Raw genomic sequence first — 16,830 nt, forward strand, 5'->3', positions numbered from 1 at the left:
TCTCCCGCGTGGAGGCCGCTCACCTGCTGTTCCGCGGCGACCTCGACGCCGTCGACGGCGCCGGGTTCCGGACGTTCCTCGCCGCGCAGTCGGCCGGGTTCACCGCGCGGTTCCTCGTGTACGCGGACCTCCGCGACCGCGGGTTCTACCTCGCGCCCGACCGCCAGCCGTGGTGGAGCGACTCCGGGGACGGCGACTTCGTCGTGTTCCCGCGCGGGAAGGGCCCCGACGACGGCGCCGTGAAACACCGGGTTCGCGTGGTCGACGAGCGAACGACGCTCCCCGAAGCCGAACTCGACGACGTCGTCCTCGCCGTCGTCGACGAGGAGAGCGAACTCACGTACCTCGACATCGACCCCACCGAACCCAGCGGGGAGACGGACTTCGACGCGCCCGCCGGCGTCCAGGGCGTCCTTCTCGACGAGCGCGTGCTCGTCTGGGACCCCCCCGGCCGCCTCCACGAGCAGGGATTCTACGGCCAGCCACTCGGCGGGCGCGCCGCCGAGTACGACGCCCTCCAGCTGTCGCTGCTGGAGGCCGCGTACCTCGCCGCGCAGGGCGTCCTCCAGCTCGGCGACGCGGACGTCGAGGCGGTCGTCGACCGCGGCCGCGCCGGCGAAGGCGACCACTTCGACCGCCGCCTCCGCGTCTACCGCGCGCTGCGCGACGCGGACATGGTACCCAAGACCGGGTTCAAGTTCGGCGCGGACTTCCGCGTGTACAGCGACGTCGAGTCCGTCGACGACCTCGGGCACTCCGAGTTGCTCGTGCGCGCGCTCCCCGGCGGCCACGAGTTCTCGCCCCGCGACCTCTCGCTGGACGTCAGGCTCGCCCACGGTGTCCGGAAGCGAATGGTTTTTGCGCTGGACGACCCCAGTGCTGACACGATTCGCTGGCTCTCCGTGAGCAGGCTCACGCCCTAACGCAGACGCACTCCCAAACTATGACCGACACCGACCACGACATCGACGCCGACGGGGCTGCTGACGAGGCGCCGACGGGGACGCGCCGGGCGCGGACAGCGTCGCCCTCGACCCGTGGGGCTCCTCGACCGTCTCGGACTACCGGAAGCTCTTCGACGAGTTCGGCATCGAGTCCTTCGAGGACGTCATCGACGAGGTACCGGACCCCCACTACCTGATGCGGCGCGCCATCATCTTCGGTCACCGCGACTACCGCCGGGTCGCCGACGCGATGCGCAACGACGAGCCGTTCGCCGCGCTCTCCGGGTTCATGCCGACGGGCGACCCCCACATCGGCCACAAGATGGTGTTCGACGAGATCATCTGGCACCAGCAGCAGGGCGCCGACGCGTACGCGCTCATCGCCGACCTCGAAGCCCACGCCGCACGCGGCCTGACGTGGGACGAGATCGACGACCACTCGGAGGACTACCTGCTGAGTCTGCTCGCGCTCGGGTTCGACGCCGACGACGGCACGCTCTACCGTCAGTCCGCGAACCGCGAACTCCAGGACCTCGCGTTCGAACTCGGCGCGGAAGCCCGGTTCTCGGAGTTCGAAGCCATCTACGGGTTCGACGGCGAGACGGACGTCTCCCACATGCAGAGCGTCGTCACCCAGATGGCGGACATTCTCTACCCGCAACTCGAGGACTCCAAGCCCACGGTGATTCCCGTGGGGCCGGACCAGGACCCCCACATGCGTCTGGCGCGGGACATCGCCGAGCGCACTCGCTACTTCAAGGTCACCGAGGCGTACGCCAGCGTCGCGTTCGACGACGACGAGCGTCCGCTGGTCGCGGCGACCTACGAGGCCCGCGAGCAGTACGCCGACGGCGAGGGGGCACCGCGCTGCGGGGAGGCCGCCGACTGGCTCCGCGACGACCCCGGTATCACCGGGGGCCACGACGACGAGGTGGTCGCGGGCGTCGTCGAGAAACTCGACAACGCTGGGATGGAGCCGCTGCGCCCCCGGATCCGGTTCTTCGACCGGCAGGCCACCGAGGCGGCGTTCGAGGCGCTCATCGACGAGATCCGCGGCGAGAAGCGCGTCTTCGAGGGCCACATCGACGCGTTCGAACTGGACCGCGAGACCGCCGAGGACCTCGCGCTCGCCGTCGAAGTCGACCACGGCGGCTACGGGTTCGTGCCGCCGTCCTCGATCTACCACCGCTTCATGACCGGGCTCACGGGCGGGAAGATGTCCTCCTCGATTCCCGCCAGCCACATCAGCCTCCTCGACGATCCCGAGGACGGCTACGACAAGGTCAAGGCTGCGACCACAGGGGGACGGGAGACCGCCGAGAAACAGCGCGAACTCGGCGGCGAACCCGACAAGTGCCCGGTGTACGAACTCTACGCGTACCTGCTCGCGGGCGACGACGACGAGTTCGCGCAGCGCGTCTACGACGAGTGTGCGGGCGGCGAGCGGCTCTGTGGCGGCTGCAAGGAGGAAGCCGCCGAACTGATGGAGGGGTTCCTCGCGGACCACCAGGAGAAACGCGACGAAGCCCGTGAGGTGCTGGCGGACCTGGACGTGCAACTGGACTCCGAGCGCGTGTAGTTCGGACCGGGGGTTCCGGCTCTGTCGCGGCTGGCGCGGTGCCAGTGGCCGACTGCTACCCCGGTGCCGTGGCACGGCATCGCCGTCAGACTCGGTGGCAAACCGACAGAACGCTTTTGATGGACGAACGAATCCTGTCTCGTATGGCGTCCGAACCCCACGCCGGTCGCAGCGCGCGCGAACCAGCCAGGAGTCCGGGGTTCGGCTTTTTCTTCGCCTGACCGACCGGTGAACGCCGCGACCCCGTGAAATGGGGGAGCGGCCGAAACCGCTCGCTCGGGCGCGGAGCGGAACGGATAACTGACTGCCACTCACCCCAACAGACAATGCAACTACCACCACAGCAGGTCGCGGTGCTCGAAGCGTCGAGCGCCGACGAACCCAGACGCATCGCCGACCTCGCGGCCGAGACGGAGCGGCCGCCGGAGACGGTCACGGGCGCGGCGTTCGAACTCGCGGACGCCGGACTCGTGGACGTCGTCGAGGAGACACAGGAGGACGTCGAACTGACCGACGAGGGCCGCGAGTACGCCGAGGACGGGCTGCCGGAGGTCCGCCTCTACGAAGCCGCCCTGGAACTGGGCGCCGACGACACGCCGGTTTCGATGGGCGAGGTCATCGGCGCGTCCGGCCTCGACGGCCCGCAGGTCGACATCGCGCTGTCGAACTACGCGCGGAAGGGCTACGGCGACATCGACGGCGGCGACCTCGCCGCGGATTCTGACGCCGACCCGGACGAGGACGCGGAGGCCGCAGCGCTCGAATCCCTCGCGGCCGGCGGCAGCGTCGAGGACGCCGACGCGCTCGACCAACTGGAGCGCCGCGACCTGGTCGCGGTCCGCGAACGCACCGTGCGGTCGGTGCTGCTCACCGACGCCGGCGTCACGGAACTCATGGCCGGCGTCGAAGCCGCCGACGAAGTCGGCCAGCTGACGCCGGAGATGCTCACGTCCGGCGAGTGGCGGGACGCCGCCTTCGCCGACTACAACGTCGAAGCCGACGCCGGCGAGTACCAGCCCGGGAAGGTCCACGTGCTCCGGCAGGCCGCCGAGCGCGTGAAGGAAGTGCTGATCGGGATGGGATTCCAGGAGATGGCGGGCCCGCACGTCGACGCGGACTTCTACATCAACGACTGCCTGTTCATGCCCCAGGACCATCCCGCGCGCAACCACTGGGACCGCTTTGCGCTCTCCGAACCCGAGCAAATCGACGACCTCCCAGCGGACCTCGTCGACCGCGTCGAGCGCGCGCACCGCGAGGGCGTCGGGCAGGACGGCGACGGCTACCACTCGCCGTGGGACGAGGACTTCGCGCGTGCGCTCGCGCTCCGCGGCCACACGACGAGTCTCACCGCGCGCTACCTCTCCGGTGTCGCCGGCGAGGACGTGGAGCCGCCGGCGCGCTACTTCAGCGTCGAGAAGGCCTACCGGAACGACACGCTGGACGCCACCCACCTCCTGGAGTTCTTCCAGATCGAGGGCTGGGTGATGGCCGACGATCTCTCGGTACGGGACCTCATGGGGACGTTCCGCGAGTTCTACAGCCAGTTCGGCATCACGGACCTCGAGTTCAAGCCCACGTACAACCCGTACACGGAGCCCAGCTTCGAGCTGTTCGGGCGTCACCCCGAGACCGGCGAACTCATCGAGATCGGGAACTCCGGCATCTTTCGGCCGGAGATGCTCGAACCGCTGGGCGTCGAGGCAGACGTGATGGCGTGGGGGCTCGCCCTGGAGCGCCTGCTCATGCTCGTGACCGGGTTCGAGGACATCCGCGACGTCCACGGGACGCTGTGTGACCTCGAGTTCCTGCGGGACGCGGAGGTGGTGTACTGATGCCCGTCGTCGACGTCGACCCCGACGAACTCCGTCAGCTCACCGGCCACACCGAGAAGGACGACGACGAACTCAAAGACGACCTGTTCGGCCTCGGCATCGAGTACGAAGGCGTTACCGAGGACGGCGAATTCAAGCTCGAGTTCGAGGCCGACCGCCTCGACCGACTCTCCGTGGAGGGCATCGCGCGCTCGCTGCGCTACCACTACGGCGACACGCGGGGCGTCTACGTCCCGGAGACGAACAGCCCCGACTGGACCATCCGCGTCGAGGACGTCCCCGAGGAGCGCCCGTACGTCACCGGCGCGGTCGTCCGCGGCGTCGACCTCGACGAGGACGCCCTGGACTCGCTCATCCAGCTCCAGGAGAAGCTCCACGCGACGATGGGCCGCAAGCGCGCGAAGGGCGCCATCGGCATCCACGACCTCACGATGCTGAAAGGCGAGACCGTTGAGCAGACCGACGGCAGCCCCGGTAAGTCCATCACGTACACTGGCATCGGGCCGGACGAGGACACGTTCGTGCCGCTGGACGACGACGCCGAACGCACGCCCGCGGACGTCCTCACGGAGCATCCGACCGGCGAGACGTACGCCGACCTGCTCGACGAGTACGACAGCTACCCCGCCATCTACGACGACATCGGGCTGTTCAGCTTCCCGCCGGTCATCAACGGCCGCCGCACCGAGGTGTCGAACGCGTCCCGGGAGCTGTTCGTGGAGCTCACGGGCACCGACCAGTGGACCATCGACCGGATGTGCGCCATCATCTGTTACGCTCTCGACGCGCGCGGCGCGACCGTCGAGGACGTCACCGTCGAGTACGCCGACGAGGGCACCGAGCTCCGGCGTCCGGACTTCGAGGTCCAGCGAAAGGACGTCAGCCACGACCGCATCGAGACGCTGCTCGGCATCGACCTCGAGCCGGAGGAGGTCGTGGACCTCGCCGAGCGCTCCGGGCTCGACGCTGAGCCCGAAGGCGGCGAGGAACTCACGTACGAGGTGGAGATTCCGCCGTACCGCGTCGACGTCCTCCATCCCGTGGACGTCGTCGACGACGTCGGGCGCGCGTACGAGTTCAACAACCTCGTGCCGCGATACCCGGACGTCTCCACCATCGGGGGGCGCACCGACTCCTCGCGGCTGGAAGCCGCGGCCCGCCAGTCGCTGGTCGGCATCGGGTTCGAGGACCTCCTGAACTTCAACATGACCAGCGAGGCCGACAACTTCGACCGGATGCGGCTCCCGCGGCCCGGCGGCGACGACGCTACGGGACTACCAGTCGGCGATGCGGTCGGCTACCAGCCACCAGCGACGATCTCGGAGCCGTACAGCGAGGACTTCACCATCCTCCGCACGTGGGCGCTGCCGTCGCTGGTCGCCGTCCTCGAGAACAACACGCACCGGACGTACCCCCAGGACCTCGCGGAGATCGGGTTCGCCGCACACGTCGACGAATCGACGAACACCGGCGTCGCGGAACGCCGTACCGTCGCCGCCCTCGTCGCGCGCCACGACGCTTCCTTCGAGGACGCGAAGGCGCGACTCGCCGCGCTGTTCGACGAGTTCGACGTCGCCCTCGAGACGCCGCCGACCACGCACCCGTCGTTCATCGACGGCCGCACCGCCAGTGTGGTCGCTGACGGCGACGAAGTGGGCGTAATCGGCGAACTCCACCCGGAAGTCATCGTCGACCACGACGTCGAAGTCCCGGTCGCCGGCTTCGAGCTCGAACTCGACGCGCTGCGGTAGCGCAGTCGCGTCCCTCGACGCCGTCGGTAAAATAGCCGTTCCGCTTCGCTCCGCTACTGACGCGAATTACAGGTCCGCGCCGACGGCGTCCTCGACGGTTTCGAAGCCGTCGCGGTCCAGCAAGTCGAGGAGTCCCTCGTTGATGGACTTCGCGATACCGGGGCCGCGGTAGACGAGGCCCGTGTACAACTGGACGACTGACGCGCCCGCGCGAATCTTCTCGTAGGCGTCCGCCGCGGTGAACACGCCGCCGACGCCGACCACCGGCAGGTCCGTGCGCTCCGCGACGAACCGCACCTGGTCGGTCGCGCGCTCCCGGATCGGGCGCCCGGAGAGGCCACCCGTCTCCGCCGCGCTGGGACTCCGGAGGTCCTCGGGGCGGTCAGTCGTCGTGTTCGTCGCGACGACGCCGTCCAGCCCGAGGTCGTTGGCCAGTTCCACGGCGTCCACGACAGCGTCCCTGTGGAGGTCCGGGGAGAGCTTCACGAGCAGCGGCGCGGCGCCCGCGTCCTGGAGTTCCTCGAGAATGCGGGCGAGCTGGTCGCGGTTCTGGAGTTCCCTGAGGCCCGGCGTGTTCGGGCTCGAGACGTTCACGACGAAGTAGTCGCCCGCGTCCGAGACGCGCTCGTACGTGTACCGGTAGTCGCTGGGCGCGTCCTCCAGGGGCGTGACTTTCGACTTCCCGATGTTCACGCCGACCGGGACGTCCGGCAGGCGCTGGGCGTCCAGGCGCTCGCCGACGGCGTCGGCCCCCTCGTTGTTGAACCCCATGCGGTTGACGAGGGCTTCGTCCTCGCGCAGACGGAACAGCCTGGGCTTGGGGTTGCCAGGCTGGCGTTCAGCGGTGACGGCGCCGACTTCGACGTGCCCGAACCCGAGGGCGGCGAGCGCCCGCGGGAGTTCGGCGTTCTTGTCGAAGCCGGCGGCCACGCCGATGGGGTTCGGGAACGACTGTCCGAACGCGTCGACGGACAGCCGGTTGTCGGCGATCGTGAAGTGGTCCGCGTACACGCGATCGAGGTGGAGTCGCTGTGCGGCGCCCAGCAACCCGGTGACGGCGTCGTGGGCCGTCTCCGGGGGCAGCCTGAACAACAGCGGTTTCGCCAGGCGGTACATGCCCACTCAGAAGTCGTGCTCGACGTCGTCCTGGTCGGCCTTCTGGATGATGATCTTGTCCTCACGCACCCTCACGAAGACTTCGTCGCCGATGTCGAGGCCGGCGACTGAGAGTTCGTCCTCGTGGAGGTTCACGTGGGCGTTGTGGTACTCGCCGTCCTCGCCTTTGGCGCCACTCGGGCTGAGCGTCTTCTTGCGAACCATCGCGGGTGTCTACGTTGTGGTTCGGCGCACGCCGTACTTAAGTTCTTCCGACCGGGCGAAGCCTGGCGGCGACCTGACACCTGATCTGGTCGCCTTCGCCCGCTGGAAGCGGCGGGCCGTCGGACGTTTGGGGCGCCGCTTTCCCCGAACCTGCGACTCTCACTGATAAATCCACCGGTAAAATCGGCGATATATTTATCACACACCCTTGTGTTGCCATAGCATGGAGCAAAACCATGGTACGTGAGGACGGCAAGCGCAATTTCGCGCTTCGAGACCCCGATGGTAATGAAACGAGTGTCTTCAGCGGCAACACCCCACGGCAGGCCGCGCTCAAGGCCGCACGCCGCCTCGAAGACGTCGGCGACAGCGAAGCGGACGCCGACGAGACAGAACTCCACCTCCGCGAGAAGGGGACCGACAAGGTCCACAAGTACGAGGCGTGGGCCTGGGAGGAGGAGGCGCCAGACGACAAACCCGACTGGATGCCGGGCGACATCACGAAAGCCAACGTATCCAAACAGGGCATCGAGCACATCGAGGAGTAACGCTGCTCGTTTCGTTCGCTCACCACATTCTTCGCGTGCACGACACGTAAGCGCTTAGTCGTCGACTCGAATAGTGGACGTTGCGTGGGCACCACTCGGCCAGACCGCACGCACATGCGCGGAACGACCGGCCGACCTCCTCCCACGCGGCATTCAGATCCGTAGTGACGACGCAGGCGTGACAACTCCGTGATAACAATGCCCGGTCCACGGCGTGGCGACGTCGCTCAGTCTCGTACTTTGCTGGTATGCGGTGGCGTATCGAAGCGCCGCTGGTTCGATGGGGTTATACGTAACCCGGCACTCGAATGGAATGCGAACGACGTGAGGTGGCTCGGTGTACCCGACGCCACTGATTGACGCCTCGACGCCCCGCCGTCGACCCCGTCGCCTTCGGCGACTTTGGTTCGACGGCCTTAAGTGATGCCGGGCACTCCGGAAGAATGCGAACGACAATGAGGCCACTCGGGTTTCCCGGGTGGCTGATGCATGCTTCCGACGCCCGGTTCTGGTGTCGACCTCGCTCTCACGAGCCGGGTTCGATGCCCTTAAGTAATAACGGGCAATACGAAGGAATGCGCACGACAATGAGGTCGTCCGGGTCTCTCCGGCCGACTGATGCATTCCCTCTCGCCCGTTTGGCACGCGATCTGGCTCTTTCGAGCTGGGTTCGATGCCCTTAAGTAATAATGGGGCGTTGGAGGAAATGCGAACGTCGTCTCGGGCCGAGTGAAGTCCGATGGGTTTATAGCCTGTCGCGGACTACACTTAGGTCCGAAGGAATGAGGATTCCACCCCTGCGGTCCGCCGTACAGATGGAATCTGATGTTAGCCTTGATGGTTTGGTGACATCCAACTGGTCACGACGTCCGTCGTGACTTTGAGGAACACATCTGTGTTCCCGCCAAACCAGGACATTTAGTTCTGGTCGCTGGGGCTTGGCCCCAGCAAAATTCCGGTTGATCCTGCCGGAGGCCATTGCTATCGGAGTCCGATTTAGCCATGCTAGTTGTGCGGGTTCAGACCCGCAGCGGAAAGCTCAGTAACACGTGGCCAAACTACCCTGTGGATGGGAATAATCTCGGGAAACTGAGGCTAATTCCCAATAATGCTCGACCCCTGGAATGGGTCGAGCTGGAAACGCTACGGCGCCACAGGATGTGGCTGCGGCCGATTAGGTAGACGGTGGGGTAACGGCCCACCGTGCCCATAATCGGTACGGGTTGTGAGAGCAAGAGCCCGGAGACGGTATCTGAGACAAGATACCGGGCCCTACGGGGCGCAGCAGGCGCGAAACCTTTACACTGTACGCAAGTGCGATAAGGGGACTCCGAGTGTGAAGGCATAGAGCCTTCACTTTTGTACACCGTAAGGTGGTGTACGAATAAGGGCTGGGCAAGACCGGTGCCAGCCGCCGCGGTAATACCGGCAGCCCGAGTGATGGCCGATATTATTGGGCCTAAAGCGTCCGTAGCTGGCCGGACAAGTCCGTTGGGAAATCTGCTCGCTTAACGAGCAGGCGTCCAGCGGAAACTGTTCGGCTTGGGACCGGAAGACCTGAGGGGTACGTCCGGGGTAGGAGTGAAATCCTGTAATCCTGGACGGACCACCGGTGGCGAAAGCGCCTCAGGAGAACGGATCCGACAGTGAGGGACGAAAGCTAGGGTCTCGAACCGGATTAGATACCCGGGTAGTCCTAGCTGTAAACGATGCCCGCTAGGTGTGGCGCAGGCTACGAGCCTGCGCTGTGCCGTAGGGAAGCCGAGAAGCGGGCCGCCTGGGAAGTACGTCTGCAAGGATGAAACTTAAAGGAATTGGCGGGGGAGCACTACAACCGGAGGAGCCTGCGGTTTAATTGGACTCAACGCCGGACATCTCACCAGCTCCGACAGTAGTAATGACGGTCAGGTTGATGACCTTACCCGATGCTACTGAGAGGAGGTGCATGGCCGCCGTCAGCTCGTACCGTGAGGCGTCCTGTTAAGTCAGGCAACGAGCGAGACCCGCACTCCTAATTGCCAGCAGTACCCTTACGGGTAGCTGGGTACATTAGGGGGACTGCCGCTGCCAAAGCGGAGGAAGGAACGGGCAACGGTAGGTCAGTATGCCCCGAATGAGCTGGGCAACACGCGGGCTACAATGGCCGAGACAATGGGATGCAACTCCGAGAGGAGGCGCTAATCTCCTAAACTCGGTCGTAGTTCGGATTGAGGGCTGAAACTCGCCCTCATGAAGCTGGATTCGGTAGTAATCGCGTGTCAGAAGCGCGCGGTGAATACGTCCCTGCTCCTTGCACACACCGCCCGTCAAAGCACCCGAGTGGGGTTCGGATGAGGCCGGCAAGCGCCGGTCGAATCTGGGCTCCGCAAGGGGGCTTAAGTCGTAACAAGGTAGCCGTAGGGGAATCTGCGGCTGGATCACCTCCTAACGTACGGGATCGGGACGCAGTCCCGACCCACTTTCGACTTCGACGTCGTCGTGTCCAGTTGGACACCTACAAACCATCAAGGCTAACGTTACCGACCTCCCAACCGGGAGGTGGGCCCATAGCTCAGTGGTAGAGTGCCTCCTTTGCAAGGAGGAAGCCCTGGGTTCGAATCCCAGTGGGTCCATCCCGCTCGGGAGTCATCTTGAACCGTGTCCCTTAAGTGGGAGACGGGGATACGATGAGTCCCGAGAAGACTGATGCACCACCCCGCGAGAGCGAGAGTGGGAAGGGTCGATGTACGCTCCTCAGTCACCATGAGGACGTGCGATGAAGACCGTGTGTAAGTGCAATCCAGGCGCTCACTGGACTCGACCACCGTGGTCGAGTACCGACTGCTGGTCACATCCGTGACTCAGCAGCGCTCACCCTTCGTGGTGAGCACGTTGGCTGTTTACAGCCAACATTCATCGTCGTTGGCTTCACCGCCAACACTCTCGACCACATCTCGTGGTTGAGTACCATATTCGTCGACTGCTCTGCAGTCGACAACCAACGTGGCTACTGTGCCACCTGGTGGATAGCTCGGCTCGGATGCCGACGAAGGACGTGCCAAGCTGCGATAAGCCTGAGGGAGCCGCACGGAGGCGAAGAACTCAGGATCTCCTAATGGGAATCCCCACCGCAATTGCTTCGCGCAATGGGGAACGGCCGGAATTGAAACATCTCAGTACGGCCAGGAAGAGAAATCGAATGAGACGCCGTTAGTAATGGCGAATGAACGCGGCACAGTCCAAACCGAAGCCTTCTGGGCAATGTGGTGTTCGGACTGGCAATCACCGCCTGAACGTTCACGCGAAGTCTCCTGAAATGGAGCGCGATACAGGGTGACAGCCCCGTACCGTGGACAAGTAAGGCGCGAGCCAGCTCCAGAGTAGCGGGGGTTGGAAATCCCTCGTGAAGATGGCAGGCATTGACTGCTAAGACTAAGTACTCTCCGAGACCGATAGCGAACAAGTAGTGTGAACGAACGCTGAAAAGCACCCCACAAAGGGGGGTGAAATAGGGCTTGAAATCAGGTGGCGATGGAGCGACGGGGCATAAAAGGCCTCACTGGGAACGACACAGGCGCGAGCCTACAGTAGGACCTGTGAGGAGCCGATGTTCCGTCGTACGTTTTGAAAAACGAGCCAGGGAGTGTGCCTGTTTGACGAGTCTAACCGGAGTATCCGGGAAGGCGTAGGGAAACCGACATGGCCGCAGCGCTTTGCGCGAGGGCCGCCGTGTTCAAGCGCGGGGAGTCAAACGGGCACGACCCGAAACCAGATGATCTACGCGAGGGCAAGACGAAGCATGGCGAAAGCCATGTGGAGGTCTGTTAGGGTTGGTGTCTTTCAATACCCTCCCGTGACCTTCGTGTAGGGGTGAAAGGCCCATCGAATCTGGCAACAGCTGGTTCCAACCGAAACATGTCGAAGCATGACCTCTGCTGAGGTAGTTCGTGGGGTAGAGCGACCGATTGGGAGGTCCAACTCCGAGAGGAGTTGGCCTCCCTGTCAAACTCCAAACCTACGGACGCCGTTGACGCAGGGAATCCGGTATGCGGGGTAAGCCTGTGTACCGTGAGGGAGACAACCCAGAGTTAGGTTAAGGTCCCAAAGTGTGAGCTAAGTGCGATTGAAGGTGGTCCCGAGCCCTAGACAGCCGGGAGGTGAGCTTAGAAGCAGCTACCCTCCAAGAAAAGCGTAACAGCTTACCGGCCGAGGTTCGGGGCGCCTAAAATGATCGGGGCTCAAGTTCACCACCGAGACCTAACGGCACGCGTTACAGCGTGATCCAGTAGGTTGGCATTCTGTTCGGGCGGAAGCTCGGGTGAGAACTCGAGTGGACCGAATAGGAAAGAAAATCCTGGCCATAGTAGCAGCGTTAGTCGGGTTAGAACCCCGACGACCGAGAAGAGCAAGGGTTCCTCGGCAATGCTGATCAGCCGAGGGTTAGCCGGTCCTAAGGCCTGCCGTAATTCGAACAGGTCAAAAGGGAAACGGGTTAATATTCCCGTGCCACCGTACACTCAAAGTTGACGCCTCGGAGCAGCTCGAGCCGGGCTTTCGCCCGGTCGAACCGTCCAAGTCCGTGGAAGCCGTAATGGCAGGAAGCGGACGAACGGCGGGATAGGGAAACTCGAGTCAATCTGGGGCCCGTGAAAAGACGAGTACGGTGTCCGTACCGAGATCCGACACAGGTGCTCTGGCAGCGAAAGCCTAGGTCTGTCGGGAACAACCGACGTTAGGGAATTCGGCAAGTTAGTCCCGTAAGTTCGCGAGAAGGGATGCCTGCCCAGCAATTGGGCAGGTCGCAGTGTCTTGGAGGCTCCGACTGTCTAATAACAACATAGGTGACCGCAAATCCGCAAGGACGCGTACGGTCACTGAATCCTGCCCAGTGCGGGTATCTGAACACCCAGTACAATGGGGCGAAGGACCCGTTAACGGCGGGGGTAACTATGACCCTCTTAAGGTAGCGTAGTACCTTGCCGCTTCAGTAGCGGCTTGCATGAATGGATCAACGAGAGCCTCACTGTCCCAACGTTGGGCCCGGTGAACTGTACGTTCCAGTGCGGAGTCTGGAGACCCCCAAGGGGAAGCGAAGACCCTATAGAGCTTTACTGCAGGCTGTCGCTGGGACACGGTCGCTGATGTGCAGGATAGGTAGGAGACGTTACACAGGTGCGTGCGCCAGCACGTCGCCGAGTCAGCCGTGAAATACTACCCGTCAGTGACTGTGACCCTAACTCCGGGAGGAGGACACCGGTAGCCGGGCAGTTTGACTGGGGCGGTACGCGCTCGAAAAGATATCGAGCGCGCCCTAAGGCTACCTCATCCGGGTCGGAGACCCGGAGAAGAGCGCAAGAGCATAAGGTAGTCTGACAGTGTCCTACACAACGAGGGACGCTGAGACGAAAGTCTGGTCTAGCGAACCAATGAGCCTGCTTAATGCGGGCCATTGCTGACAGAAAAGCTACCTTAGGGATAACAGAGTCGTCACTCGCAAGAGCACATATCGACCGAGTGGCTTGCTACCTCGATGTCGGTTCCCTCCATCCTGCCCGTGCAGAAGCGGGCAAGGGTGAGGTTGTTCGCCTATTAAAGGAGGTCGTGAGCTGGGTTTAGACCGTCGTGAGACAGGTCGGCTGCTATCTATTGGGGGTGTTTTGGTGCTTGACAGGAACGTTCATATAGTACGAGAGGAACTATGAACGGGTGCCACTGGTGTATCGGTTGTCCGAGAGGGCAAGTGCCGAGCAGCTACGCACCACGGGGTAAGAGCTGAATGCATCTAAGCTCGAAACCCACCTGGAAAAGAAGCACCGTTGAGGTCACTCGTAAAACACGAGTTCGATAGACTCGGGGTGTACGCGTCGAGGCAACGAGACGTTCAGCCCGCGAGCACTAATCGACCAATGCCACACACTCATGCACTTAACCACATACGTGGTCGAGTCCAGGCGTTAACTGGATTGCACTTACACACAGTCGTTTCGCCGATACTGGCGACCCGGACATTCGTCCGGGAACAACGGTTCGATTCCGTTGATCGGTATTAAGGCGGCCATAGCGGCGGGGCCACTCCCGTACCCATCCCGAACACGGAAGATAAGCCCGCCTGCGTTCCGGTCAGTACTGGAGTGCGCGAGCCTCTGGGAAATCCGGTTCGCCGCCTGCCATTCATACTTTCAAGCCTCGAACAGCAACAGCGCTGTTCGGGGCTTTTTTCATTTCGATCGCGGAGTGGCGACACTCCGTATTCGGTCTCGACGAGTGGCGACGCTGTCCGCGGGTGCGGATCGCCGCGGTGCGGGACGCGTTGTCGTTCGGGACACCGCGTACCGCTGGGTTTAAGCGCGCGAACGCAGTACGACGAGGTGTGCCAAGGTGGCAGAGTCCGGCCTAACGCAGCGGCCTGCAGAGCCGCCTACCGCCGGTTCAAATCCGGCCCTTGGCTTGTCTGTTGTGAGCAGTCGGTCGGTAACGACACCGATCTCTGTTTCGCGATTCTGGAAGTGCGTCTCCGCTGGAGCTGACCACTACTCGACGGGTAGCGGTAGCGCTTCCGGTTGCCGGAACCGAATTGTTCGCAGGCTCGACGTGGCGGCGTCGGCACCGCTGCCGGCGGCGGAAAGTAACGATTATACGACGCCCTCACCACGCTTCGTGTATGCAAAGACGTGCTGCGGCGGTGTCCGTCGCAATCTTCGTTCTGCTGGCGGCCGGTGCGTACTCGTACATCGGCGTCGCCCAGCAGCCGGAGGTGTCGCTGGAGGACCCCGACTACCAGGTGTCGGCCGACGACACGTTGACGTTCGACGGAACTGAGTACACGTTCACGGACGTCGGTGACGGGTCGGCAACGGCAGAGTGGACGAACGAGTCCGCCCAGTACACCGAGACGTGGGAAGTGAACGATACGGTGGTCTACCAGGGGGACAACTACACTGTGGTCGTCCCGAACCAGTCCGAGTACTCGGAGTTCGAACTGCGTGAAGTCCAGACCATCGACCGGCCGACCGTCGAGGACAACGGCACGACGTACGTCGTCGTCGAGGAGGACGGTGAGCGCGAACTCGTCCCGCGCGACGAGTACCTCGGCGACCAGACCGTCTACCGGTTCAGTGAGGGCGACGTCATCGAGCGCCCGGACAACGACAACGAGACGAGCGTGGCGACCGTCAGCGAGGAGTCGGTGACCATCGAGTGGTTCGCGCCGCGCACGAACGAACTCAGCTTCAGCGAGGGGTCGAACACGACCATCGCGGACACGGACTACCTCGCACACTACCCGAGTGATGGAACGCTGCAGTTGACGACGGATTACGAGGACTACCAGTCGGACCTCGACGCGCAGTCCGAGTACAAAGAGCGGATGAACGGACTCTGGGGCGTCGTCATCGTGAGCGGGGGCGCGGCAGTCCTGCTCGTGATGTTGGCGTTCATGCCGTCGCGGTACTGAACGCTCCATTCGGCTGCCGCGAACGCTCCGATGCAGTTTCTCGCAGTCCAGCGCAGGTGTCCCGAAGTGTTGGCTCCGCGTGCGCTCGCCGTTCACACCGTTCCGTCAGCGTTAACGTGTTCGGTGGCGACGACTCGCGCATGGACGACGTGTTCGCTGACTCCCTGAATCTCTACGGCGTGCTGGTCGCCGCGTTCGTCGTGTTGGTCGGTCTCGGGACGCTCGTCGGGATGCCGTGGCAGTACAGCAACAGCGCCACCGTCACCGTCCTCCAGGTGGTCGGTGCGCTCGCGACGATTGCAATCGGCGCCGGCCTCGGCTGGCTCGCCCACACGCAGTAGTCGGGTTTTCGCTGCCAGTGCTGCTGCTGGTCGACCTGTGGCTACCCGAGTAGTAATCGTACGTTCACCAGTGTCAACGCCGTCCCGAGCGCGGCGAGCAGCAGCGGCGGGAACGCGAACATGATGCGGTCCGTCCACGCGTGCATCGCGTACACGCTCAACGCCAGACACCCCAGGAACACCGCGAGCTTTGCGGCGACCAGTCCCGCCAGCCCGAACGACCCCAGCGCGGCTGCGACCACGGGATTGCCCTCCCGCACTCCGGGCGCGTAGAACACCAGCGCGATCGTCGTCACCACGTCACCGACCCCGTACGCCGCGGTTGCACCGATCCACAGCCAGTAGAACTCCGCCTCGGTCGACACCGCGTCGTCGACGCCCAGCCACTCCATTAGCGATGCAACCGAACCCAGCGCGAAGAATCCTCGTGCTCGCTGCGGTCGTCCAGTGTTGTCACTCCGTGTCGTTCATCGCGCCCACTCCAGCGAGGGACTCGGTGATTTCGTGGATGCGGCGACTTCGACGGCTCTCGGCCCGCTTCGCTCCTCGCGTTCGCTCGTCGCAGAAACGGGCCGAGAGGGATTTGAACCCTCGACCGTCTGGTTAAAAGCCAGACGCTCTGCCGAACTGAGCTATCGGCCCTGATTGTCACGTCGGGCGTGGCGACGTTAAACGTTTACCATCCATGGAAACCCTTACGCGGGCGTCGGTGGACGCGTACGTATGCACGCGGTGCGCGAGTTCGCGTCGGAACTGGTGTCGTTCGCGTCGACGGACGGCGAAGAAGCCGAGGTGTCGGGGTGGTTCCGCGACGAACTCGAGGCGTTCGGGTTCGAAACGTACGAGTGGGACGTCGACGCGGAACTGCTGGCGACGCACTCGTCGTTCCCGGACGACCCTGGGGAGATCGACAGCGACGACCGGCCGAGCGTCGGCGGCGTCCTGGCGTTCGGCGACCCGGAGGCCGGCCCGACGGTTGTCTTGAACGGGCATTTGGACGTGGTGCCGGCCGACGAGTCGGCGTGGTCGATGCCGCCGTTCGAACCGCACTGGGACGGCGACGAACTCGCGGGCCGGGGC

The 16,830-nt window shown here is 63.9% G+C and carries 9 protein-coding genes, 3 tRNA genes, 3 rRNA genes and 2 pseudogenes; 13 read left to right on the forward strand and 4 right to left on the reverse strand.

Annotated elements, in window-relative coordinates; translation table 11 throughout:
• The 4 genes and pseudogenes from endA to pheT all read left to right on the forward strand — a co-directional run.
• On the forward strand, positions 1–923 hold a 923-nt coding region (gene endA / locus GRX66_RS09020; RefSeq protein WP_159526265.1), incomplete at its 5' end, for a tRNA-intron lyase.
• Positions 924–1,002: 79 nt separating this feature from the next.
• Positions 1,003–2,523 (forward strand): annotated as a pseudogene (locus GRX66_RS09025) (tryptophan--tRNA ligase); the annotation flags it as partial.
• 326 nt (positions 2,524–2,849) lie between these two features.
• On the forward strand, positions 2,850–4,358 hold the full coding sequence (gene pheS, locus GRX66_RS09030; RefSeq protein ID WP_159526266.1) for a phenylalanine--tRNA ligase subunit alpha: 1,509 nt from the start codon (positions 2,850–2,852) through the stop codon (positions 4,356–4,358).
• Positions 4,358–6,109, forward strand: a complete 1,752-nt coding sequence (gene pheT, locus GRX66_RS09035; protein ID WP_159526267.1) for a phenylalanine--tRNA ligase subunit beta — start codon at positions 4,358–4,360, stop codon at positions 6,107–6,109. Before pheS ends, pheT begins: the two co-directional genes overlap by 1 nt.
• Before the next feature lie 66 nt (positions 6,110–6,175).
• Here pheT and GRX66_RS09040 read toward each other — a convergent pair whose 3' ends face one another.
• Positions 6,176–7,225, reverse strand: a complete 1,050-nt coding sequence (locus tag GRX66_RS09040; protein WP_159526268.1) for a quinone-dependent dihydroorotate dehydrogenase — start codon at positions 7,223–7,225, stop codon at positions 6,176–6,178.
• 6 nt (positions 7,226–7,231) lie between these two features.
• Positions 7,232–7,429, reverse strand: a complete 198-nt coding sequence (locus tag GRX66_RS09045) for an AbrB/MazE/SpoVT family DNA-binding domain-containing protein (protein ID WP_159526269.1) — start codon at positions 7,427–7,429, stop codon at positions 7,232–7,234.
• Between the two features lie 236 nt (positions 7,430–7,665).
• Between GRX66_RS09045 and GRX66_RS09050 the strand changes: the two genes are divergently transcribed.
• The 8 genes from GRX66_RS09050 (at position 7,666) to GRX66_RS09085 (ending at position 15,750) form a co-directional block, all read left to right on the forward strand.
• Positions 7,666–7,977, forward strand: a complete 312-nt coding sequence (locus tag GRX66_RS09050) for a non-histone chromosomal MC1 family protein (RefSeq protein WP_159526270.1) — start codon at positions 7,666–7,668, stop codon at positions 7,975–7,977.
• 952 nt (positions 7,978–8,929) lie between these two features.
• Positions 8,930–10,403, forward strand: a 16S ribosomal RNA gene (locus GRX66_RS09055).
• Between the two features lie 114 nt (positions 10,404–10,517).
• A tRNA-Ala gene (locus tag GRX66_RS09060) sits at positions 10,518–10,589 on the forward strand.
• 365 nt (positions 10,590–10,954) lie between these two features.
• A 23S ribosomal RNA gene (locus GRX66_RS09065) occupies positions 10,955–13,874 on the forward strand.
• Positions 13,875–14,003: 129 nt separating this feature from the next.
• Positions 14,004–14,125, forward strand: a 5S ribosomal RNA gene (gene rrf, locus GRX66_RS09070).
• Together the 16S, 23S and 5S rRNA genes with 2 tRNA genes alongside form the textbook arrangement of a ribosomal RNA operon.
• Before the next feature lie 203 nt (positions 14,126–14,328).
• Positions 14,329–14,404, forward strand: a tRNA-Cys gene (locus tag GRX66_RS09075).
• Positions 14,405–14,617: 213 nt separating this feature from the next.
• Positions 14,618–15,409: a hypothetical protein gene (locus tag GRX66_RS09080; protein WP_159526271.1), complete on the forward strand. Its 792-nt coding sequence runs from the start codon at positions 14,618–14,620 to the stop codon at positions 15,407–15,409.
• Between the two features lie 140 nt (positions 15,410–15,549).
• Positions 15,550–15,750 carry a hypothetical protein gene (locus GRX66_RS09085; RefSeq protein WP_159526272.1) on the forward strand — a complete coding sequence of 67 codons (201 nt, stop codon included), beginning with the start codon at positions 15,550–15,552 and terminating at the stop codon, positions 15,748–15,750.
• A 41-nt stretch (positions 15,751–15,791) separates the two neighbouring features.
• On the opposite strand, the gene GRX66_RS09090 is transcribed toward GRX66_RS09085, so the two are convergent.
• Both GRX66_RS09090 and GRX66_RS09095 read right to left on the reverse strand, forming a co-directional pair.
• Positions 15,792–16,142 carry a hypothetical protein gene (locus GRX66_RS09090; protein WP_159526273.1) on the reverse strand — a complete coding sequence of 117 codons (351 nt, stop codon included), beginning with the start codon at positions 16,140–16,142 and terminating at the stop codon, positions 15,792–15,794.
• Between the two features lie 176 nt (positions 16,143–16,318).
• A tRNA-Lys gene (locus GRX66_RS09095) sits at positions 16,319–16,392 on the reverse strand.
• 81 nt (positions 16,393–16,473) lie between these two features.
• Between GRX66_RS09095 and GRX66_RS09100 the strand changes: the two are divergent.
• Positions 16,474–16,830 (forward strand): annotated as a pseudogene (locus GRX66_RS09100) (peptidase M20); the annotation flags it as partial.

Source organism: Halobacterium bonnevillei (genome assembly GCF_009831555.1).
Lineage (GTDB): Archaea > Halobacteriota > Halobacteria > Halobacteriales > Halobacteriaceae > Halobacterium > Halobacterium bonnevillei.